This is a genomic window from Steroidobacter flavus, assembly GCF_042651805.1.
Classification (GTDB): Bacteria; Pseudomonadota; Gammaproteobacteria; order Steroidobacterales; family Steroidobacteraceae; genus Steroidobacter; species Steroidobacter flavus.
Genome location: NZ_JBHSDU010000015.1, coordinates 599,776 through 621,474, shown reverse-complemented (window position 1 = coordinate 621,474; position 21,699 = coordinate 599,776). Strand labels below are relative to the sequence as shown.

General features: G+C 61.5%; 17 protein-coding genes. 10 read left to right on the top strand and 7 right to left on the bottom strand.

What is annotated here, in order from left to right; all coding sequences use genetic code 11:
* Positions 1-36: 36 nt before the first annotated feature.
* Positions 37-2,019, bottom strand: coding sequence for a sigma-54-dependent Fis family transcriptional regulator (locus tag ACFPN2_RS30485; protein WP_380603767.1), 1,983 nt, complete (start codon positions 2,017-2,019; stop codon positions 37-39).
* Positions 2,020-2,235: 216 nt separating this feature from the next.
* On the opposite strand from ACFPN2_RS30485, the gene ACFPN2_RS30480 reads away from it, so the two are divergent.
* The gene (locus tag ACFPN2_RS30480; RefSeq protein WP_380603765.1) at positions 2,236-3,306 is read left to right on the top strand and encodes a cytochrome D1 domain-containing protein; all 1,071 of its coding nucleotides are present in this window, start codon (positions 2,236-2,238) and stop codon (positions 3,304-3,306) included.
* Positions 3,307-3,311: 5 nt separating this feature from the next.
* On the opposite strand, the gene ACFPN2_RS30475 is transcribed toward ACFPN2_RS30480, so the two are convergent.
* Positions 3,312-3,698 (bottom strand): hypothetical protein, encoded by a 387-nt coding sequence (locus ACFPN2_RS30475; RefSeq protein WP_380603763.1) that lies wholly within the window; start codon positions 3,696-3,698, stop codon positions 3,312-3,314.
* Between the two features lie 105 nt (positions 3,699-3,803).
* Between ACFPN2_RS30475 and ACFPN2_RS30470 the strand changes: the two genes are divergently transcribed.
* The 5 genes from ACFPN2_RS30470 to gfa are packed head-to-tail and all read left to right on the top strand — an operon-like array spanning position 3,804 to position 8,650.
* Positions 3,804-5,630: a methanol/ethanol family PQQ-dependent dehydrogenase gene (locus ACFPN2_RS30470; protein ID WP_380603761.1), complete on the top strand. Its 1,827-nt coding sequence runs from the start codon at positions 3,804-3,806 to the stop codon at positions 5,628-5,630.
* Between the two features lie 11 nt (positions 5,631-5,641).
* Complete coding sequence (locus tag ACFPN2_RS30465) at positions 5,642-6,061, top strand: c-type cytochrome (RefSeq protein WP_380603759.1); 420 nt, start codon at positions 5,642-5,644, stop codon at positions 6,059-6,061.
* A complete protein-coding gene (locus tag ACFPN2_RS30460; RefSeq protein WP_380603757.1) occupies positions 6,021-6,920 on the top strand; it encodes a substrate-binding domain-containing protein in 900 nt (299 codons plus the stop codon). The genes ACFPN2_RS30465 and ACFPN2_RS30460 overlap by 41 nt, the downstream gene beginning before the upstream one ends.
* A gap of 18 nt (positions 6,921-6,938) precedes the next feature.
* Entirely contained in the window at positions 6,939-8,048 is a 1,110-nt protein-coding gene (locus tag ACFPN2_RS30455; protein ID WP_380603754.1) for an S-(hydroxymethyl)glutathione dehydrogenase/class III alcohol dehydrogenase, read from the top strand.
* A 26-nt stretch (positions 8,049-8,074) separates the two neighbouring features.
* The gene (gene gfa, locus ACFPN2_RS30450) at positions 8,075-8,650 is read left to right on the top strand and encodes an S-(hydroxymethyl)glutathione synthase (protein WP_380603752.1); all 576 of its coding nucleotides are present in this window, start codon (positions 8,075-8,077) and stop codon (positions 8,648-8,650) included.
* Between the two features lie 66 nt (positions 8,651-8,716).
* On the opposite strand, the gene ACFPN2_RS30445 is transcribed toward gfa, so the two are convergent.
* The 5 genes from ACFPN2_RS30445 to ACFPN2_RS30425 all read right to left on the bottom strand — a co-directional run bounded on the left by ACFPN2_RS30445 (position 8,717) and on the right by ACFPN2_RS30425 (position 15,979).
* Positions 8,717-11,539 carry a CARDB domain-containing protein gene (locus ACFPN2_RS30445; RefSeq protein WP_380603750.1) on the bottom strand — a complete coding sequence of 941 codons (2,823 nt, stop codon included), beginning with the start codon at positions 11,537-11,539 and terminating at the stop codon, positions 8,717-8,719.
* A 99-nt stretch (positions 11,540-11,638) separates the two neighbouring features.
* Entirely contained in the window at positions 11,639-12,649 is a 1,011-nt protein-coding gene (locus tag ACFPN2_RS30440; RefSeq protein WP_380603748.1) for a YihY/virulence factor BrkB family protein, read from the bottom strand.
* Positions 12,650-12,722: 73 nt separating this feature from the next.
* The gene (locus ACFPN2_RS30435) at positions 12,723-14,126 is read right to left on the bottom strand and encodes a glycosyltransferase family 39 protein (protein WP_380603746.1); all 1,404 of its coding nucleotides are present in this window, start codon (positions 14,124-14,126) and stop codon (positions 12,723-12,725) included.
* Positions 14,098-14,877, bottom strand: coding sequence for a D-alanyl-D-alanine carboxypeptidase family protein (locus ACFPN2_RS30430; RefSeq protein ID WP_380603744.1), 780 nt, complete (start codon positions 14,875-14,877; stop codon positions 14,098-14,100). Before ACFPN2_RS30430 ends, ACFPN2_RS30435 begins: the two co-directional genes overlap by 29 nt.
* Positions 14,878-14,932: 55 nt before the next feature.
* Entirely contained in the window at positions 14,933-15,979 is a 1,047-nt protein-coding gene (locus ACFPN2_RS30425; protein ID WP_380603742.1) for a DUF3617 domain-containing protein, read from the bottom strand.
* 185 nt (positions 15,980-16,164) lie between these two features.
* Between ACFPN2_RS30425 and ACFPN2_RS30420 the strand changes: the two genes are divergently transcribed.
* From ACFPN2_RS30420 to ACFPN2_RS30405, 4 genes are all read left to right on the top strand, one after another.
* On the top strand, positions 16,165-16,518 hold the full coding sequence (locus tag ACFPN2_RS30420; RefSeq protein ID WP_380603740.1) for a DUF1428 domain-containing protein: 354 nt from the start codon (positions 16,165-16,167) through the stop codon (positions 16,516-16,518).
* Between the two features lie 35 nt (positions 16,519-16,553).
* A complete protein-coding gene (locus ACFPN2_RS30415) occupies positions 16,554-16,838 on the top strand; it encodes a DUF2277 domain-containing protein (protein WP_380603738.1) in 285 nt (94 codons plus the stop codon).
* Between the two features lie 234 nt (positions 16,839-17,072).
* Positions 17,073-18,683 carry a GH35 family beta-galactosidase gene (locus ACFPN2_RS30410; RefSeq protein WP_380603736.1) on the top strand — a complete coding sequence of 537 codons (1,611 nt, stop codon included), beginning with the start codon at positions 17,073-17,075 and terminating at the stop codon, positions 18,681-18,683.
* Positions 18,684-18,780: 97 nt separating this feature from the next.
* On the top strand, positions 18,781-21,681 hold the full coding sequence (locus ACFPN2_RS30405; protein ID WP_380603734.1) for a TonB-dependent receptor: 2,901 nt from the start codon (positions 18,781-18,783) through the stop codon (positions 21,679-21,681).
* Positions 21,682-21,699 lie beyond the last annotated feature (18 nt).

Genomic DNA, 21,699 nt, shown 5'->3' with positions numbered 1-21,699 from the left:
CCCGCTGACTCCTCCCATCCCTGGGCCTTTGTTAGCTCACACGATTCCGCGCGAGTGCTGTAAAGGAATGTCCAGTCGCTTGCAACGACGATACAGCGTGTTTCTGCTCACGCCCAGTTTTTCGGCGGCTCGCGACATGTTGCCGTCGCAGGCGCGGATACATTGAACCAGCTCTTCGCGCTCGATCGAGGGGGCGACGTCGCTGGCGTCGTCGCATCGGCTCTGACACAGGCGTACTTCGCTGGGCAGGTCGACCATGCGGATCACGTCGCTGTCACAAATCGCGAGAATGGTTCGGATCACGTTGCGCAGCTCGCGCACGTTGCCGGGCCAGCTGTAATCGAGCAGCCGTTGGAACGCATCCAGCTCGATGGAGACCGGGCGGCCGTCGCAGCTTTCGGTGGCGAAGAATTCGCGGATCAGTCGTTCCTTATCGGTGCGCTGGGCGAGGGGCGGCAGCTCGATGGTGATACCGTTGAGCCGATAGTAAAGATCTTCGCGAAAGGCGCCGCGCGCAATCATGGCTCGCAGGTTCTGGTGCGAGGCGCACATCACGCGCAGGTCGACTTTGATCGGCGTCTCCGTTCCCAACGGCATGACCTCTTGTTCCTCCAGGACGCGCAACAGGCGGGTCTGCAAGCTCAGCTGCATGTCGCCGATCTCGTCGAGGAACAGCGTGCCTCCCGACGACTGCAGGATCTTGCCTTTCATGCCGCCCTTGCGGGCCCCGGTGAACGCGCCGGCCGCGTACCCGAATAACTCGCTTTCGATGAGCGTCTCGGGAATGGCGGCGCAGTTCAGGGCCACGAAGGACCGCGCGGCTCGATCACTCGCAGCATGCAAAGCGCGTGCAAACATCTCTTTGCCGGCGCCGGTCGGGCCTTGAATCATGACCGGTACGCGCGAGTTCGCGATGCGCCGGGCACTCCTTATATTACGAGCCATCTGCGGGTCGTCGCCGGCAAGATCCTCGAGCGAGAGAATGGGCTTGCGCGTGACGGTCGAGGACAGCTGCAGAATCTCGCGCGACGGCGGCGGGCCGGTGAGCGAGCGAGTGGTGCCGGCATCCTGATCCAGGCTGAGGAAGAAATGGCGGCCGAACAACATGTCGCGCACCGGGCGTAACGACAGCTGTGTCCGGAACGCCGGCTCGATCAGCTCCGCCGCGTTCACCTCGAAAATTTCATCGATGCCGCGACCGACCAGCGTGTCTCGACTCTTCGCGCGCAACAGCCACAGCGCTGTCTCGTCGACCGCCACCACTTTGCCGTTGTGAGAGACGGCGATCGCGCCGCTGTGCTGTAGGTTCACGAACTCGGGACGAGCATGAAAGCGGAACACGTTCTCGGCCTGGAACTGCTGCAGGAACAGGCATTTCTCGATCAGCTGCGCCGACAGGCTCACCAGTGCCATGGTGTGTGCGAGGCTGGCTCGCGTGTCACGCGCATTCAATGTGGAAGCGTCGAGAACCGCGAGCAGTCGGCCGGACGGATCGCGAATCGGCGCGCCCGAGCACGACAGGCCGATGTGACAGGCGCGAAAGTGTTCTTCGCGATACACGATCACCGGTCGATTCTCGGCGATGCAGGTGCCGATGCCATTGGTGCCTTCTTCGCGTTCGCTCCAGTCGGCGCCCACTGTCAGGCCGGCGGAGCGGAACACATCGACGAGTGTGGTATCGGTCTTCTCGTACAGCACGATGCCACTCGCGTCGGTGAGGACCAGCGCGTAGCCGGAGCCGGCGATGTGCTCGTACAACCAATCGATTTCGGCAGAAGCGATTTGCAACAAATCGGCATGTTGCACCAGGCGCTCGGCGAGGATGGCCGAGTCGATGACGCTCGGTGCGTAAGTGCGGCGGCCGGGATCGATGGAATAGTCGATGGCGCAGCGACGCCACGAACCGGCAATCGCGGGATGTAAAGTCAGCGGCGGGCCGACCGTCAGCGCCCGCTGTCCCGCCTGAGGCTCGCGCACGAAGTCGAGCACGTTCCCCGCATGCACTGCAGTTGCGTCCATGAATTCTCCTGGGTTCATCCTGTTGTGGCGGTGTGTCAACTGTCCCGTGACAGTGTCACGGTCTGTATCGCCCCTGACACACTCCGCCGCGGATTGATTTATCTCACCGCATCCGATGCAGTGTCGTCGCAGCCAGCAAGACGAAGTTTAACCAAGATACAACCCGCTGGCATACGGCGTGCTAAACCGGTGTTAATGAATCAACGAGGACTTCGCATGAGATCTGTAGCTTGGCGGCCACTACTGGTGATGATCGCGTGCGGTGTCTGCGGATACATATTCGAAGTTGCCGCAGCCTCCAGTCAGGCGGCCAGCGCCCGGGCCTATGTTTCCAACGAAGACGGCGAATCGGTATCGGTATTGGATACACAGAGCGCGACCAATATCGCTACGATCGATGTGGGTAAGCGGCCGCGCGGCTTGAAATTATCTCGCGACGGCTCGCGACTGTTCGTGGCCGTGAGCGGTTTGCCGAAATGTCCGCCCACGGTGCCCGACGAGGAATGCGCCAAGCTCGAACGCGATTTGAAGGCCGACGGCATTGCCATCGTCGACACCTCGTCGCACAAGGTCGTCAAAGTGCTGGCGGCGGGCTCCGATCCCGAGCAGTTCGCTATGAGCAACGACGGCAAGCGTCTGTTCGTCGCGAACGAGGACACCGGGACGCTGTCGGTCGTCGATGTGGCCGCCGGCAAAGTCATCGAGCGCATCAAGGTGGGCCTGGAGCCCGAGGGTGTGGCGTTGACACCGAATGGGCGGTGGGTGCTGGTCACCAACGAGTCGGACAACTCCGTTTCTGTCGTCGATACGACGACGCTGAAAGTGACCAAGACCGTGCCGGTCGGCAAACGACCCCGAGACATGGCGTTCACGCCCGACGGCAACACGGCTTATGTGTCGGGCGAGATGGATGCGTCGCTGTATCGGATGTCTGTCACGGGTGACGCTCCAGTGCAACGCCTGTTACAGCTGCGCGAGGAGGCGCGACCGATGGCGGTCATCCTGGATCCGCCGCGTAACCGTTTATATTTGAGTACAGGGCGGGGCGGCACAGTCGCGGTCGTCGATATGAAGGGCGCTCCGCAGGAAGCGAAGCTCATCAAGGAGATCCCGGTCGGGAAGCGTCCCTGGGGCATGGCGCTCTCCGCCGACGGACATTATTTGTATACGGCGAACGGGCCATCGAACGACGTGAGCGTCGTCGATACCAAGACCCTCACCGAAGTGAAGCGCATCCCGGTGGGCAAATCGCCTTGGGGCATCGTGCTCGGGCCGGCACCGCCCTGATCAATTCACGACTTGATCAGACCGCATTCGCGCTGCGCCTGGGTTTCCAGCTCGCGAAAACGTTTGGCGGTGGCGCGGGCCTGATCGGAATCTCGAAAGATCCCACCCCCTTCGCCGGGCAAGCCGGAGTAGCGGGCGAAGGTAATCGCGTTCACGAACTCGTCGTAGTTCAAAACGTTGGCGATGCGATCGATGGTGCAAGAGCATTGATACATGTTCGCCAGACTGTCCTCGTGCTTCGCGATGCATTCATTCACATATTCGACGCGCGCCTGCGTGGGGTAGTTGTACACCGGCGCATCCTCATCGCCGCTGGCCGGCAAACTGAATATCGCTAAAGCGCACGACACCAGCCCGAGAGTGGATTGCTGGCACAGGCGTTGCATCGTCATGGTCGCCTCGCGGAGGTGGAATGAAGTTGGCGTCAAGCATGATTGTGCATGCGGCGCGCCAACGGCCGCCAACAAAAAATTTCGGTCAGTCTCGGGGGATTGAACATGAAACGTCAGCAAAGCTTGATCCTGCTAGTGGCTGCCACGTCCACCGTTTCATTGGCTTCGGCCGCGGACTTGGAACAGGCCATGAGCAAGTCGTCGAACTGGGCCGCCCAGGCCGGTGACTATGCCAATCATCGATACAGCGAATTGAAACAGATCAACGCCAGTAACGTCGGTCGCATGCAAGTGGCATGGACGATGTCCACTGGAGTGTTGCGTGGCCATGAGGGCTCGCCTCTGGTCATCGGCGACACGATGTACATCCACACGCCATTTCCGAACAACGTGTTCGCCGTGAATCTGAAGGATCAATCCTACAAGTGGAAGTACGAGCCCAAGCAGGACACATCGGTTGTCCCAGTGATGTGCTGTGACACTGTCAACCGCGGTCTCGCGTATGGCGACGGCAAGATCTTCCTGCAACAGGCGGACACGACGCTGGTCGCGCTCGATGCAAACACCGGCAAGGTCCTCTGGAGCGCGAAGAACGGCGATCCGAAGATCGGCGAGACCAACACCAACGCGCCGCACGTGTTCAAGGACACGGTGATCACCGGTATCTCCGGCGGTGAGTTCGGTGTGCGCGGTCGCTTGATCGCGTATGACATGGCCACCGGCAAGAAGAAATGGACCGCGTGGAGCATCGGTCCGGATAAAGAGATCCTGGTCGACCCGGCCAAGACCATGACCTGGACCAACGGCAAGATGGCCCCGGTCGGCGCGGATTCCTCGCTCAAGACCTGGAAGGGCGATCAATGGAAGCTGGGCGGCGGCACCACCTGGGGCTGGTATGCCTATGACCCGAAGTTGAATCTGGTCTATTACGGCAGCGGCAACCCGGGCACGTGGAATCCGGCGCAGCGCCCCGGCGACAACAAATGGTCCATGACCATTTTCGCTCGCGATCTGAACACCGGCATGGCCAAGTGGGTGTATCAGATGACGCCGCACGACGAGTGGGACTATGACGGCATCAACGAGATGCTGCTGGTCGATCTCAACATGAAAGGCAAGACGGTGCCGGCGGTGGTGCACTTCGACCGCAACGGCTTCGGCTACACCTTGAACCGCGACACCGGCGAGCTGCTGGTTGCAGAGAAATACGATCCGACGGTGAACTGGGCCACCAAGGTCGACATGAAGACCGGCCGGCCGATCGTCGATAAGAAATTCTCGCCGGGCACCACTGGACCGGATGTGAATGTGAAAGACATTTGCCCGGCCGCGCTCGGTACCAAAGACCAGCAGCCCGCCAGCTACGATCGCAAGAGCGGTTTGATCATGGTGCCGACCAACCACGTCTGCATGACGTACGAGCCGTTCCAAGTCGAGTACACCGCGGGTCAGCCGTTCGTCGGCGCGACCTTGACCATGTATCCGACGCCGAACAGTCACGGCGGCATGGGCAACTTCATCGCGTGGGATGCGGCTCAAGGCAAGATCATCTGGTCGAAGCCGGAACGTTTCTCGGTGTGGTCGGGCGCGTTGACGACCGCCGGCGACGTGGTGTTCTACGGCACGCTGGAAGGTTATATCAAGGCGGTTTCGCCGAAGGATGGTAAGGAGCTGTGGAAGTTCAAGACACCCTCCGGAATCATCGGCAACGTGTTCACGTATGAGTACGGCGGCAAGCAGTACGTCGGCGTGTACTCGGGCATCGGCGGTTGGGCCGGCATCGGCATGGCCGCGGGTCTGACCGAATCCACCGAAGGTCTCGGTGCGGTGGGCGGTTACAAGGATCTGGCGAAATACACGACGCTCGGCGGCTCGTTGTTTATCTTCGGCCTGCCGGAGAGCACGGGCTCGGCGACCACAGCGCTGAAGTGAGCTCATTGAAAATGAGCTCAGCGAAAGTGAGGGTCGCGCAGTGGTCGATTGGGTTCCTGGCTTTGAGCATCGCCGCGGTGTGCATAAGTGCCAACGACGCACCCGCGGCGGATGCTCCTTACCAGGTGAAAGACGGCAACAAGGTCGATGCAAAAACATTGGACGGCTGGAAGACGTGGCGGGCGCTCGCGTGCGAGCGCTGCCACGGCCCCAATCAGGAAGGTCTGGTGGGGCCGTCGCTGGTGGAGTCGTTGAAGAAGCTGAGCAAGGAAGACTTCCACACCACCATCATGAACGGCCGGCCAGAAAAGGGCATGCCGCCGTTTAGCGGCAGCGCCATGGTCAACAAGAACTGGGAAGGCCTGTACGCGTACTTGAAAGGTCGCTCCGATGGCAAGATCCAGCCTGGTCACGTGTATCCGATGGAATAGATGGCTCACGGGCACGACCGGGCTGGTCTGTCTCCTGCTGTCACTCGTCGCGACGAGTGGGGTGGCGGCCGATCAGCCCGACTCCGTGCTGCGGGTCTGCGCCGATCCGGACAACCTGCCGTTGTCCAATCAGCGCGGCGAGGGCTATGAGAACAAGATCGCCGAAGCGCTGGCGAGCGATCTGGGCCGTCGCATCGAATACACCTTTTTTCCCCAGCGCATGGGCTTTGTCCGCAACACGCTGCGTCAACGCGACGAAGCCACTCAACAATTCAAGTGCGATGTGATCATCGGCGTGCCGAAGGGCTATGAGCTCACGGCCACGACGCGGCCTTACATGCGCTCGACGTATGCATTGTTGTTCGCCGATCCTGCCAAGCAGGGCGGGGTGCAGACTGCGGACGATCTATTGAAGCTGCCGCCGGAGAAATTGAAGGCGCTGCGCTTCGGCGTGTTCGGCCGTTCGCCCGGGTCGGACTGGCTGTTGCGTCATGGCTTGATCGAACAAGCGATCGCGTACGCGCCCCAGAGCGGCGACGTTCACGAGAATCCAGCAAACATCATCGAACGGGACCTGAGCGAGGGAAAAATCGACGTCGCCATTCTGTGGGGCCCGATGGCTGCGTATCTGGTACAGCGACACACGGCGTCGCCACAACAGGCTGAGTGGCGCGCCGTGCCTTTTTTACCGGACCCGCAGATCCGCTTCGATTATGAGATCGCCATGGGCGTGCGCTTTGGCGAGAAACAATGGCAGGGGGTGCTCGATAACTGGATCGACACGCACCAGGCCAGGATCGACGAGATCCTGACGAGTTATCGCGTGCCGCTGCTGGACGCCAGCGGCAAGGTCAAATGAATTCGCCTGGGAGAATGTATGAAAGTCAAAGCTGCAATTGCATATGCCGCCGGCAAGCCGCTCGAGGTCACCACCGTGGATCTCGACGGGCCACGCGCCGGCGAAGTGCTGGTGGAGATCAAGGCCACCGGTATTTGTCACACCGATGAGTTCACGCGCTCGGGCGCGGATCCCGAGGGTTTGTTTCCGGTGATTTTCGGCCACGAAGGCGCCGGCATCGTGGTCGACGTCGGGCCCGGAGTGACCACCTTGAAGAAGGGCGATCACGTCATTCCGCTGTACACGCCCGAATGCCGTCAATGCAAATCGTGCCTGTCCCAAAAGACCAACTTGTGCACGGCGATTCGCGCCACGCAGGGCAAGGGCGTGATGCCCGACGGCACCAGTCGTTTCTCGATCGGTAAGGAGATGATCCATCACTACATGGGTTGCTCCACGTTCGCCAACTTCACGGTGTTGCCCGAGATTGCGCTGGCGAAGATCCGCGAGGACGCGCCTTTCGACAAGGTTTGTTACATCGGCTGCGGTGTCACGACCGGCATCGGTGCCGTCATCAACACGGCCAAGGTCCGACCGGGCGACAACGTCGTCGTGTTCGGCCTGGGCGGCATCGGCTTGAATGTGATTCAAGGCGCGCGGCTCGCGGGGGCTAACAAAATTGTCGGCGTGGACATCAATCCCGGCCGCGTGAAGCTCGCCGAAGCTTTCGGCATGACACATTTTGTGAATCCGAAAGAAGTCGGCGGCGACCTGGTGGCACATCTGGTGAATGTCACCGATGGCGGCGCCGATTACAGCTTCGAGTGCGTCGGCAACGTCGACCTGATGCGTCAGGCGCTGGAGTGCTGTCATCGCGGCTGGGGCGTGTCGGTGATCATCGGCGTGGCGGGAGCCGGGCAGGAGATCCGCACGCGTCCGTTCCAACTGGTGACCGGTCGGGTGTGGAAAGGCACGGCGTTCGGCGGCGCGCGGGGTCGCACCGACGTGCCGAAGATCGTCGACTGGTACATGGACGGCAAGATCAAGATCGACGAGCTGATCACGCACCAGATGCCCATCGAGCGCATCAACGATGCGTTCGATCTGATGCACAAGGGCGAGTCGATTCGTAGCGTCGCGATCTTCTGAGGATCGATCAACAAGAGGGTATGACCATGAGCGCTTTGAAAATTCACCCGTCCGTGGATGGCGGCGTACAAGCCGGCAAGGCGGGTTTCTCGGGGGGCACTTTGGTTTGCAAGTGCAAGGACAATCAGGTGACGGTGCAGCTGGCGGGCGACGTTGCCTTCAATCACGTCTGCGGCTGCACCAAGTGCTGGAAGCCGCAAGGCGCGACCTTCTCGATGGTCGCGGTCATTCCGCGCGACAAGCTGAAAGTCACGGCCAATGCGCAGAAGCTGAAGATCGTCGATGAGTCGGCGGCGATTCAACGCTATGCATGCACGGGCTGCGGCGTGCACATGTACGGGCGCATCGAAAACAAGAACCATCCGTTCTATGGCTTCGACTTCGTGCACACCGAGCTGTCCAGCGATCAGGGCTGGGCGGCGCCGGAGTTCGCGGCGTTCGTATCGTCCATCATCGAATCGGGCTACAAGCCGGATGGTATGGGCGAGGTCCGCTCGCGCTTGAACGAGCTGGGCCTGACACCGTACGACTGCCTGTCGCCGACATTGATGGATCTGATCGCGACTCACACCGCGAAAGCCAAAGGCGTGCTGGCGGCGTAGCCCGCTACTCTCGAAACAACAGGGTGAACACGCCGCGAAGGCATTTGTTCGCGGCGTCGTGACCGATTACGCGCGCGTCGAGCGCCGGCGGACGAAGAGCAGAAGTAATCCGCCGAGTAGCGTCGCGAGATTCATCGCGCCACCACCGCCACCGCCGCTGCGACCGCCGCCGCCGGTGTTACCACCGCTCGAGGGAGCGCTCGTTGCGGTGACCGAGCTGGTCGCAACATTGTCTGCGGGATTGGTGTCGGCCGTGGTTGGGCCGAAGGTCACATTGGCGGTTGCTTCAACCGAGCCGGTGTTGGTTGCCACGGCGGTGAATGTGAATACTTGAGATGCGCCTGGTGCAAGCGTCCCCAGACTGCAGGTCGCTCCGCCCGTAGCCGCGGTACACCCGCTGGGCAGGGCGCTCAACGTGAAGCCCGAGCCCAGACGAAAATCGAGCGTGCCTTCGGTCGAAGCGGTCGAGCCGTGATTCGTTACCGTGACTGTGTAAGTGACATTGCTTCCCTGCGTAACACTGGTGGTTGACGAGGCGATGGCAATGCCGAGATCGCCGGCGTCACCTGTGACGGCTGATGCTTGAGCCGAGTTGTCACTCGCGACGGCGTCGTTCTCATGTGCTGCCACGGTCGCGGTCACCGGAATGAAGAGGGCAGCGGTGGGCGTCGTGTATCTCACAACCGCGTTGACTGCTTCACCGACTCGGAGCGCGGGTACCGTGCAAGTCGTCGACGCGCACGTGCCGCGATCGGCGGTGATGCTCACGTTCGTCAAACCGGCCGGCAACGTGGCCGAGAGTTTCACGACCGTTGCGCTATAGGGACCGTTGTTCACGGCGCGCAGGTTGAAGGTGGACTCTTCGCCTCGGGGCCGGGTGCCGCTGTGATCGCTGATCTCGACACGCAGGTCCGGGGCGATTTCCAACGTGGCCGCGCCACGGAGGCTGGTGCCGGCGTAGATCAACGAGGGGTGACCAGGATCGAGCGCGAGTTGGTCGACATACCACGGCCCGCCCGCATCTGAGGCGCTACGAAGCACTTCCCAGGTATCGCCTGCATCCACCGAGCGAAGAATCCAGGACGACTCCTTCACGCCTGGCGAGTAAGGGTCGAGGCTCGCGACGTAGAGCGTCGTCGGCACCACCGGATCGATGACGACGTTGTTCGCCGATTTATTGGTGATGGCGCTGAACGCCGTGTTCGAGAAAAAAGAATTGCCGCCATCGTTGCTGACCCGCAGGCCAACTTCCGTCGCAACGTACATGCGCGCGGAGTTGGACGGATCGATCGCCATGCTGTTCACGTCCCGGCCGTTGAACGATTGGGTCCAGGTGAGGCCGCGATCGGTCGAGCGATACAGACCGCCGGGGCTGCCCGGCTGGTTCCCTTGCGAAACACTGAGAAACATCCGCGTGGGATCGGCGGGATCGATCTGAAAGTCCGTGCTGAGCAGATCGGAGGCCAGGTTGGTGCTATGAGCTGACCAGGTCGCACCGCCATCGGCGCTGCGATAGATGCCCGCGGCCGGTACCGATGACGCTTTGGAAACGCTGACGTACATCGTGTTCGCATCCTGCGGATCGAAGGCGAACACTTTGGAAGCAAAGCCGGCGAGGTCCGTGTTCGGCGCGGTCCACGATTGACCGCCGTCCGCCGATCGGAACACGCCTCGATTGAATACGCCGAAAAAGATTGAGTCCGGCGCGCCGGGCTTGACCGCGAGGCTGGCCTCGCCGAATTCGGCGCTCGGATTCAATGCTTGCGCCGCTGCCAGATTCAAACGCTGCCAACCGGCATCGCCGCTGGTTGCAAACATTCCGCCGCCCGTATTGGCGGTATAGGTGTAGACCTTGGAGTTCGCGGCGGCCGTCGTGACGAATTGCGTCGGATGGGAGGCGGCCGGCGAGAGCGCCGCTTCGGTCCAGTTCAGCGCATTGTCGTTTGTATATAACGCACCCTGCTGGCCGAGGATGACGATATGTGACGGCGTGTTGGCGGCAAAACTCACGCCTTCGAATCGAAGGACGGGAAGGTTGCCGAAGGTCGTCCACGTCGCGCCGTAGTCAGTCGTTAGTTGCAACGGTGCGGTGGTGCGGCTCGTAGCGACGGCTCGGCCCGGCGTCGATGGATCGACGGCGATGGCAATGAAGGAGCCGCTGGCGGTGCGGGTCCAGGTGTCGCCGCGATCGTTCGAAATATACAAGCCGTCGTTGGCGGCGACGATGAGTTGCGTCGCCGACAAGCGCGCGATGTCGTAGATCTTGGTGGTGGAGGAGCCCGGATTGACCTCGGCTTCCGACCAGCTGATGCCGCCATCGATACTGCGAGCGGCTTTGGGCTCGCCGAAGGTGTAGACCACGTCGCCGTTTTGCGGATCGACGATGAACTTGCTCGGCGTGTACGCCAGCGGGCTCATGGCCGGCGTCATCAACGACCAGGACTGGCCGCGATCCACGCTGCGATAGACCTGGTTCTGCATCGCGTAGTAGGTGGTCGCGCCATTGGTGCCCACGCCCCACATGCCGGAGCCGGGCGCCGCCACTTGCACGAAACTCTGGCCGCGGTTGTCGGAGCGAAACAGGCCGTCGTCGATCACCGCAACGTACAGGCGATTGCCGTCGGTGGGATCGACCGCGATGGTATTGGCCTGGCTGGCGAAATCTCGAAGGGTGGTCCAGGTGACACCGCCGTCGGTGGAGCCGTGCACGCTGCTGCCGTAGGTCGCATAGAAGACGTTGGCGTCGCTCGAACTGGCGCGAACGTCGTGGAAAATGCCCCCTGGCGGACCCTTGACGGTCCAGGTATTGATACCGGCCTGGCTGCTATTGGCCAGCATGGCGAGCGAGGCGCCCCACAGCGCCCGGCTCAATCGCGAATCGGAGCTCACCCGCTTTCCCTTCATCGTCGTTATTCGAGTCGGGCGGGAGCATAGCAGGTTGGCCGCCAGCCGGGCGGCTACGGCACATTACATATCGTCATTGACCATTCAATGCCTGGAGGCGCGCTTCCATTCCCACCCGCGCGGACCGACGGTGTCCGCCGAGAACGCGCCGCGTTCGCCGATGGGTTTGACGGGACCGATGGTCGTGTCGTGGACCGTCTGTCGCTCGAGCTCGGAGTTGATCTCCGCGCCGAGAATCACGACGTACGCCGACACATAGAACCACATCAACATCACCACCACGCCGCCGATCGCGCCGTACGCTTCGCCGAACGAATCGAAGTTACGAACATAGATCGCGAACACGGCGCCACCGAGCAGCCACAGGGTCGCCGCGATGACGGAACCGGCGTTGACCCATTCCCAACGCGGCCGCGTCCGATGGGGCGCGAAACGATACAACACCGAAAGCGCAAACACCGCGATCAACCAGAGCAACAGCCAGCGCACGCCGAGCAGGACCCACTGCGTCGCTGTGCCTAAAGGAATGAATGCGAGCGCGATGGGCACGGCGACGCCGATCAACACCATCAGCACGAACCCGAGCACACCACAGACCGTAAACGTGAACGACAGCAGCAAGCGCTTCAGGAACGAGCGGCGGTCGTGCTCGTTGTAGGCCACGTTCACAGCGGTGATCAGCGCGACCATGCCTTTGCGTGCGCTCCACATCGCGACCACGATGCCGATGATCACGCCGATGCTGAGAGTGTCGTTGCGCTGACTGACCAGGTTCTGCAACTGGTTCTGCAGAATTTCCAGGGTCGCGGGCGGCAGCATGCCGCTGAACGTCTGGATTTGCGCGGCGATCGCTTCCGGCGAGGCCACCATGCCGTAAATGGCGACGGCGGCGGCGAGGCTCGGAAAGACGGCCAGCAATGCAAACAATGCGAGCCCGCCGGCAACGATGGACACGTTGTCGGCATCCAGCTGAGCTTGCACTCGCCAGATCACGTCCCACCAGCCGCGCCACGCGATTTCCACGGGGCGCTGCGCCAGGCGTCCCCGATTCGCTTCGGAACTGGCGATCTCGTTGGGATCGACGGACGGAGGCATTGCCAACCCTTGCTTCGGCGCGCTCGTGAACAGAGCAATGACGCAAATACGCGGCGGGAGGTTCCCGGCGCCGTCAGTTGTAGGTCGCGTGCCGGCAGCGTTTGCGATCCACGCCGGGCAGGAGTCCCTTACGCAGCAGGATCAGGTTGATGCGTGAGTAATAGTCGTCCGGGCTCAATCCGACGGCCCGCTCGAATTCGGCTTCGGCATCCTGGAAGCGGCACTCGATCGCGTAGGCCATGCCGAGGTTGTTCGCCGCTCTGGAGTTCTCGGGATTGCGAGCAGCGGTGTCTTCCCAGAAGGCCACCTCGGTCTGGTAAATCTGGTTGCGTTGATGGGTGGCCCAGCTCAGCGCGATGAGTACTGACGCAATCAAGGCTGGACGAAGCAGGGCTCGCGAGGGATGCCAGGAAGTGGCGCGAACAGCAAGCCACCAGGCCGGGCCGATCATCGCCAGATACAACTGACGATCGTTGGCCACATCGAGGCGCGGCAAGAGCGAGTTCGTCGGTGCGAGCCACAGCAAGAACCACAGCACCGCGAATGAGCTCACTGGTTTCTTGCGAACGTTGAGCAATGCCCAGACCACGATGCCGGCCCAGGCGACGCAAAGCGTCGCGCTCAGCCAATCCAATGAACTGACGACCGGCAGCTGCGGGTCGGCGTTGCCGTTTGTGATGCGGATCAGCTGGCCGGCCAGATAGAAGAGGGCGCGCGATTGTGTCAGCAGATTCTCGCCGATCGTTCGCGTGTCCAAGCTCACGCCTAGCAAGCGTCGATACGTGGGCAGGCTCAATGCGACAACCAACATCACCGCCATGAGCAGGATCAAGGGCATCAGTCGCTTCAACGTTTGCGACCGTGGACGGTCGGCGGAGTAGAGCAGCAATGCGAATGGGAGAACCAGCGCCGTTTCCTTGGTCGCGACGGCAAGTGCAAAACACCCACAGCAACTCGCGAGCCACGCGGTCGCTCGCTCACTGTCCTCGCTACGAACCCAGCAATACAGACTGAGCAAACAGAAACAGGCCGCGAGCGAGCTGGACCGTCCGGAGATATAAGTGACAGCTTCGGTTTGCACCGGATGCAAGGCGAACAGGAGTGCTGCCAACAAGGCTGCCTGCGATGCGGTTGCCTCGGACAAGCCCGCACGAAGTCCGCGAGTACGAAGCAGCGACCCTACGAGCGCCGCGCTGAGCGCGTGAATCAGGATGTTCACAACGCGGAAGCCGATGGGATTTGAATCGACAGTGTGATTCAACGCGTAGCTGAGTTTCAGCAGCGGTCGGATGCCCGGCATCGACTGCCACCACGCGGCCAGCGAGTGCACGCGCGGCTCGTTGACGATGACGTTCCAATCGTCGAATTGAAAGCTCGCGGAGAGGGACGGCCACCACACCGCCGCCACCACCAGGGCCGGCAGCAGCGCGAGCCAGAAAACGTTCGTGTTAGTGCGCACCGATGGAGCCGAACGCATCTTCGATCATTCCATGCGCCAGCCACCATCGCTCCGTGCCGCCCAGCATGACCAGCCAGACGTCATGATTCTGTCGGCGCACATAAGCGATCAAACATTGCCCGGCTTGCGAGGTGTTGCCGGTCTTCAGTCCTTCGGTGCCGTCGAGGCGTCCGAGTAGCGCATTGGTGCTCAGAAACTTGATCGTGCGTCCGGCGCGCGTGGTGAGCTGCGCTTCGGGAAGCGCGGTGAGATGTGCAACGAGAGGCAGCGATCGGGCGGCGCGGGCAAGCTTCAGCAAATCATTGGCCGTGGTGAATTGACCAGGCGCGTCGAAACCGCACGGGTCGAGGAAGTTTGAATTGCTCATGCCGAGGCGGGCGGCACGCGCCTTCATGCGCGACCTGAATGCCGTGAGATCGGAAGTGACGCTTTCGACGAGGGCGCGACACGCGTCGTTGGCGGAGCGAATCAGCATTGCGGCCAGCGCAGCGCCCGCGGTGATTTGCTCGCCTTCTTTCAAACCCAGGCGTGAAGGAGGAACGCTGGCTGCGTACTTGCTGACTGTGATCCAGCGTTCCGCATTCCAATCCGAGTCGAGCACGACGAGCGCAGTGAGTAGTTTCGCGAGCGAGGCGGGTTGCAGCCGCTGGGTCGGCGCTCGTTGCCACAACAGTTGCTGATCCAGGACGACCAGATAACTGCGGGCCGCTGAGGGATAGGGATCCGGTGCCTCGGCATGAAGAGGCGAGATGAGCGTCAATAACAACACGCCGACCACGAAGGCAAAGGCTTGCCTCCATGATCGGCGCGCGTGCTGACGATTATTAATTCGAGAACAAGCCACCCAGCGCCTTCTTGCCCTTGTTGAACAGACCCTTGGCCTTGTCGCCGGTGGTCTGGGGCTGCTCCTGATCCTGCGGCTGTTCTTCCTGCGCCTGTTGCTCGGTCGGATCCATGCGCCCGGCCTGGCCCGACGACTGGCGCGACTGCCGCTGCTGCTCGTCCTGCTGACTGGCGTATTCAGAGCAGAAGCTGCGATAGCGTGCATTGATCGCGGTGTAGCGACGACCGGCACACTGTTGGGCGGCGAGACCGGCAGCCATCGACGGACATTCGGTCGCGATGAAGTTCAGATCGTTCTTCTGCTCGGCCAGTTTGCACATCGAGTCGCGTTCCTGCTCGAGCGAGAAGCCGCAGATGCGTGCCGATTCGGTCAGCGGCTTATTGCTGGGATCGTTCGGAATGCTGGAAATGCGGGCTCTGCGGCGTTCGTCCTGCGCGAGGCGACGGAAGTTCTCCGGCTTACGCACGGCCTCGCAATAGGTGCGCTTGTCGGCCGGGTCTTTGCACTGGGTCAGGAAGAAAGGATCGTTCGCTTGGGCGGCCATTTCGTGACAGCGCTGAATCTGCTGTTGCTCGATCTGCTTCTGGGTTCGTTCGGCGTCGGCCATCATTTTCTTGGCGACGAAGTTCACTTCGCTGCCGTCGCACTTGCCGAGCTTCTGGCCTTCGTAATTCATCACCATGGTCTCGCCCTCGGCGGTGATTTCCATCTTGCCCTTGTAGTGATCGGGGCCGAGATAGGTGAGCTGCGCGGAGCCTTCGGCTGCATTCTCGCCCGTGCAACGCATCTTGAAGCTTTGCACGTTGCCGATGCGCTTGTTGTCGTAGATCTTGCAGTCGCCGTCGGTCCGGACCGGCACCGAGTCGTCGCCCGGCTGCTTGCAGATTTCGGACGTCTGGCCCGGCATCGACATGCCGCCCATCTGCATCTGATTGGTGACTTTCCACTTCTCGCCTTCGATGCCTTGAGCATGGCCGAGCGAGGTGCCGGCACAGGTGAGCAGCAGCAATGCGCACACTTTCTTCATGGAGTTTCCTGCACTGGTAGTAGGATGCGCGCAGGCTCGCACGCGCTGTCCTTGTGGTCTATGTCCCGTCAAGGCAGTTGACTTTTGGCTGACAAAGGCGTGTCGCAACAAAATGTTAAAGCGGTTGTCGGAATGCTGGCGGTTGGTGCGTCCTTGGACCGTGTTTCACCGACAGGAGAGCCCCGATGGCTTATGTAGACGGTTTCGTAGTGCCGGTGCCGAAGGACCAGGTGCAGGTTTATAAAGAGAAGGCGCGCATTGCCGGCGATGTGTGGAAGAGTCACGGCGCCTTGAGTTACGTCGAATGCGTCGCCGACGATGTTCCTTACGGCGAGCTCACGTCGTTCCCGCGGGCCGTGCAGGTGAAGCCCGAGGAGACCGTGGTCTTCTCCTGGATCACTTACGAATCGCGGCAGAAGCGCGATGAGATCAATGCGAAAGTGATGGCCGATCCGCGCATGAAGGCTATGTTCAACGAAATGCCGATCGACGGAAAACGCATGATTTTCGGCGGTTTCGAGATGTTGTTCAGTTTGTGAGTCAGGGCGCTCGCGGGGCGCGGACGGAGTGAATCATGTGTCGGAACATCAAGACGTTGTTCAATTTCGAGCCGCCGGCAACGGACAGCGAGATTCACGACGCGTCACTGCAATTCGTTCGCAAGCTCAGCGGGTTCACGATTCCATCGAAGGCCAATGAAGCGGCCTTCGAGCGCGCGGTGGAGGAGGTTGCCGCCGCCGCGCGTACCTTGATGCAGTCGATGACCACCACGGCTGAGCCGAAGAATCGCGAGATCGAAGCGGAGCGGGCACGTGCACGCAACGCCGTCAGGTTCGGCGCCAAGCCTGAGAGAGTCTGAAAATGCGCTAATCGCGCATCGCCGGGCCGAGCCACCGCGTCAGCAGGTTTGACAAGGTGCGCTCGCTCGATGAATACTAAACTCATACAAAATCTGTCTTCGGTTTCTGTGTCGTTGGTTGAGGGGTCGATGGTGAGTGTCCAGCGCGCGTGGCGCGTTTTTTTTCAGCCACGTCTGGTAGCGCTATCAGGAAGCTCGCTACGAGCCCGGGACTTGCGGGTCATGGCGGCGCTCATGAGCCTGCTCACCGCATTCATCGTTGGCTCCGCCCAGGCCACGCCGCGTCTGGAACGACAGGGCAGCACGCTGCGCCTGATCGTGAACGACCAGCCCATGCTGCTGCTCGGTGGCGAGCTCGGTAATTCCAGCGCCACGAGCGCGGCGTACATGGCGCCGTATTGGCCCAAGCTCCAGCAAATGAACTTGAACACGGTGCTCGCGCCCGTGTCGTGGGAATTGATCGAGCCGGTCGAAGGAAAGTTCGATTGGAGCTCGTTCGATCGACTGCTCAAGGACGCGCGGGCTCATGACATGAAGCTCGTGCTGCTGTGGTTCGGCGCCTGGAAGAACAGCATGTCCACGTACGTGCCGTCGTGGGTGAAGCGCGATCAGAAGCGATTTCCTCGCGTGCAGCTGCCGAACGGTCAGAGCACGGAGATTCTTTCTGCGTTCTCGACGACGACGCGCGATGCGGACGCGCGTGCATTCGCCGCTCTCTTGAGTCACATCAAGGCGGTCGACTCGAAGCAAAGCACGGTCGTGATGGTGCAGGTCGAGAACGAGATCGGCATGTTGCCGGTCGCGCGTGAGTATGGCGCCGACGCCAATCGCTTGTTTGCCGAGCGTGTGCCGGTCGAGTTGATGCGTCATCTCGACGCTTCGCGTGCCAATCAGAGCGGGCTGCACAAGTTGTGGCTCGAGCAGGGCGGCAAGACTGACGGCACCTGGACCGAAGTGTTCGGTGAAGGCGATGCGGCCGCCGAAGCATTCACGGCATGGCATTACTCACGTTTCGTCGAAGCGGTGGTCGTCGCGGGCAAGGCCGCTTATCCGCTGCCAATGTATGTCAACGCCGCGCTCAATCGCATGAACAAGGCGCCGGGCGAATATCCGAGCGGCGGTCCGCTGCCGCATTTGCTGGATGTCTGGAAAGCCGGCGCGCCGTCGCTCGATCTGCTCGCGCCGGATATTTATTTTCCGAACTTCGTCGATCTGGCGGCGCGCTTTCGTCGGCCCGATAACGCGTTGTTCATTCCCGAAGCCAACAATTCCGACCAGCCCGAAGTGCCGGCGAACGCGTTCTATGCGTTCGGCAAGCTGGACGCGATCGGCTTCTCGCCATTTTCCATCGAATCCATCTCTGACCGAAAGCCCAACCCCCTAGCCGATGGCTATGCCGTGCTGAGGCAACTCAGTACGGCAATTCTTTCCGCGCAGGGACTCAACCGCATGTCCGGTTTCAAGCCGCGCATTCTCGAGGACGCTACCGTCATCGATATGCCGGTGACCGAGGACATCGGGAATTATCGTTTCACCGTATCGTTCATCGATCCGTGGACGCCCGTAGCGGAGCAGCGTACTGCCACGCACGGCGGACTGATCATTCAGACCGGCCTCGAGGATTATTTGATCGCGGGGCAGGGAATCGTCGTCACCGTCAAGCCGATCGGCGCAGGGCCACCGCTGGCGGGGATCGACCAGGCCTGGGAAGGCACATTCGACAAGCAAGGACGTTGGATGCCTGGGCGCCTGCTGAACGGCGACCAGACGCATCAGGGCCGCCACGTGCGACTGGCGCCAGGCCAGTTCCAGATTCAGCAAGTACGGTTTTATCGCTATCGATGATCCGACCCACCGGGCGCTAGCGCGTCCGAGCGGCATTGATAGCGTTACCACGAGACGGGTTTAGTCAGCACGGCAGTGCTGTGTGAGGAGAGGGGATATGAGTTTCAGCAAGCGTTTCATTCTGCGCACGGTGTTGCTTCCGTCCGCGACGGTTCTGAGTCTGGCGTCCGCGACCGTGCTCGCACAGGAAGTCACGCCGCAGGAATCGCAGAACACCGCGCCCGCCGGCAGCGAAGTCGAAGAGGTGGTGGTCACTGGCATTCGCCAGAGTCTGCAAAGCGCCACCGAAGCCAAGCGCGAGTCGGTGGCGTTCGGCGATTCGATCTATGCCGAAGACATCGGCAAGTTGCCGGCGACCAATCTCGCTGAAACGTTGAATCGTATTCCCGGCGTCAAACTGAATCGCGACATCAACGGCGAAGGCGTGCAGATCTCGGTGCGTGGCCTCGGCCCGAGCTTCTCCAAGGTGTTGCTGAACGGCTCGCAGATCGCGGTGGCCTCCGACGGCGGCACCAACGGCGGCAGCGCCAATCGCGAAGTCGACCTGGATTTCTTCCCCTCTGAATTGTTCACGCGCCTCGACGTCGCCAAGACGCCGGTCGCCTCGCAGTTGGAAGGCGGCATCGCCGGCACGGTGAACCTGCGTAACGCGCGTCCGTTCGATCGCGAAGGGGCGCATCTGACCGTCATCGGTCAGAGCCAGTACACCGACGCCAACGAGGAAATGAGCCCGCGCGGCGCCATCGTCGCCAGCAACACCTGGAACGATAAATTTGGCGTGCTGGTCGGCGTGTCCGGCGTGAAGACCAAGACGCGCATCGATGGTTTCGAGTCGGTGGGCTGGACCGATGGCGATCTGAGCCAATTGGGCGTGAGCGATCGCCCTTACGGCAACGGCTTCTTCTACGCAGCGACGATGCCGAACAACGTTCGTAACTTCACGCCCGGCACGGCGCTGAATGCAGCCGCGCTCGAGAACTTGTCCGGTGTGTCGAGCGACGTGCTGAAGAATGCATTGATCCCGCGCCTCGGACGCAACAGCTACACCATCGGCGATCGCTCGCGCGTGTCGGGTCTGATCTCGATGGAATATCGTCCCACGGACAATTTGAAGTTTGCGCTCGACACGATGTATGCCGAGTCGGATCGCGACTATCAGCGTTTGAATATGAACTGGTACGTGCGCAGCTCGGGCGGCACGGCGCCGGGACCGACACAGACCGGCGGCATGGTGCCGATCGATCTCACGGTCGACGGCAACGGCGTGGTCACCGACGGTACCTTCGCCAACTCCAGCTTCTTCCTCGAGAACGACATTTTCGATCAGTCGACCGAGTTCTATAACATCAATCCCAACATGGAGTGGCAGGTTGCGGACAACGTGCGCGTCAACGCGCAGTTGAACTACAGCAAGAGCGACTTCTTCCGCGAACAGCCGCAGTTCGACTTCCAGACCGCGCCGCAGTCGGGCGTCGAGGTGTATCTGCGCAATGGCGGCAGCGACCAGCCCGTCATCACGACCAACGTCGACCTCAACGATCCCAACCTCGGCTGGCAGTGGTATCGCGTCAACGTGCAGAACGTGAAGCGAAAGACCGAGACGCAGGGCGCGCACGTCGACACCATCATCGGCGACGACGATTCCAACTTCAAAGTCGGCGTGGCTTACGACAAGGCGGAGCGTTCGATCCGCGCGTTCGACAATAGCGCGGCTTTCCAGACCGCGGTGTGCGGCAATCCGTGCACGGGCGCGACCGGCTTGGTGCCGACCTCGGCCATCGGCCAGTACCTGCGACCGATGGATACCAATAACTTCGGTCATCTTGCCAGCGGCAGCGTCGGCTATTCGCGTTTCATCATGACACAGCTGGCGGCGTTGGAACGTGCCACCAACTATGCGTACTACCGCGATACCGCTCCGCAGGCGATCGGTGCGGTGACGGGCGGAGCGACCGGCGACATTGATGAAGAGACGGCCGGCGCCTATGTCGAAGCGAATCGTTTGTTCGTCGTGTTCGATCGCGACTTGCGCGTGAACGCGGGTGTGCGTTACTTCCACACCGATCAGTCGGTGACCAGCCCGGTGCAGACCGGCGCCGGTATCTTCGATCAGACGCTGGACAGCTCGTACGATGATTTCCTGCCGTCGTTCAACGCGGCGTTCGATGCGACCGATCGTTTGAAGCTGCGCTTCTCGGTGTCGCGGAGCATGACGCGTGCCGACGCGGGTCAGATTCTGCCGGGCACGACGTTCAGCGACACCTCCGGTCAGGTGGCCAGCGTCGGTAATCCGGAGCTCGAGCCGTACTACTCGACCAATTTCGATCTGGGTGGCGAGTTCTACACCGGCGGCCTGGGTTATATCGGCGTCGCGCTGTTCCGCAAGGACGTGGATGGCTTCACTGCCAACTCGCAGACGCAGGTGCCGTTCCTGAGCCTGGGCATTCCCTACGAGGACTTGACGCAGACCCAGCAAAATTCGATGGCATCGCGCGGCGGCCCGAACGCCACGGTGACCCTGAACAAGCCGGTGAATTTGAACAAGCTGACCTTGGAAGGCGCGGAAATCACCTGGGTGCAGCCGCTGGACTTCATCACCGACGGTCTGGGCTTCTCAGCGAACGGCACGCGCATCAAACAAAGTGCCTCGGGCAATCTGGTCGCCACCGGCATCGCGCCGTACAGCTACAACCTGCAGGCGTTCTATGAAAACTATGGCGTGTCGCTCAGCCTGAACTACGTGTGGAACGACGAGTCGATCGCCGCCAACGCTCCGCAGAACAACGTGCAGGTGCCGCTGCGTGCCGATGCGCGCGGACAACTCGACTTGTCCGCGGGCTACACGCTGCCGTTCCTCAACGATTCGATGCGTGTGACCCTGGATGCATTGAATCTCACGAACGAGCCGTTGCGCACGCAGTTCGGTTACGACAACTCGCCGTACTCGGTGTACTACCCGGGTCGGCAGGTGTTGCTCGGACTGCGCGCCACGTTCTGATGTAACTTTACGGGCGCC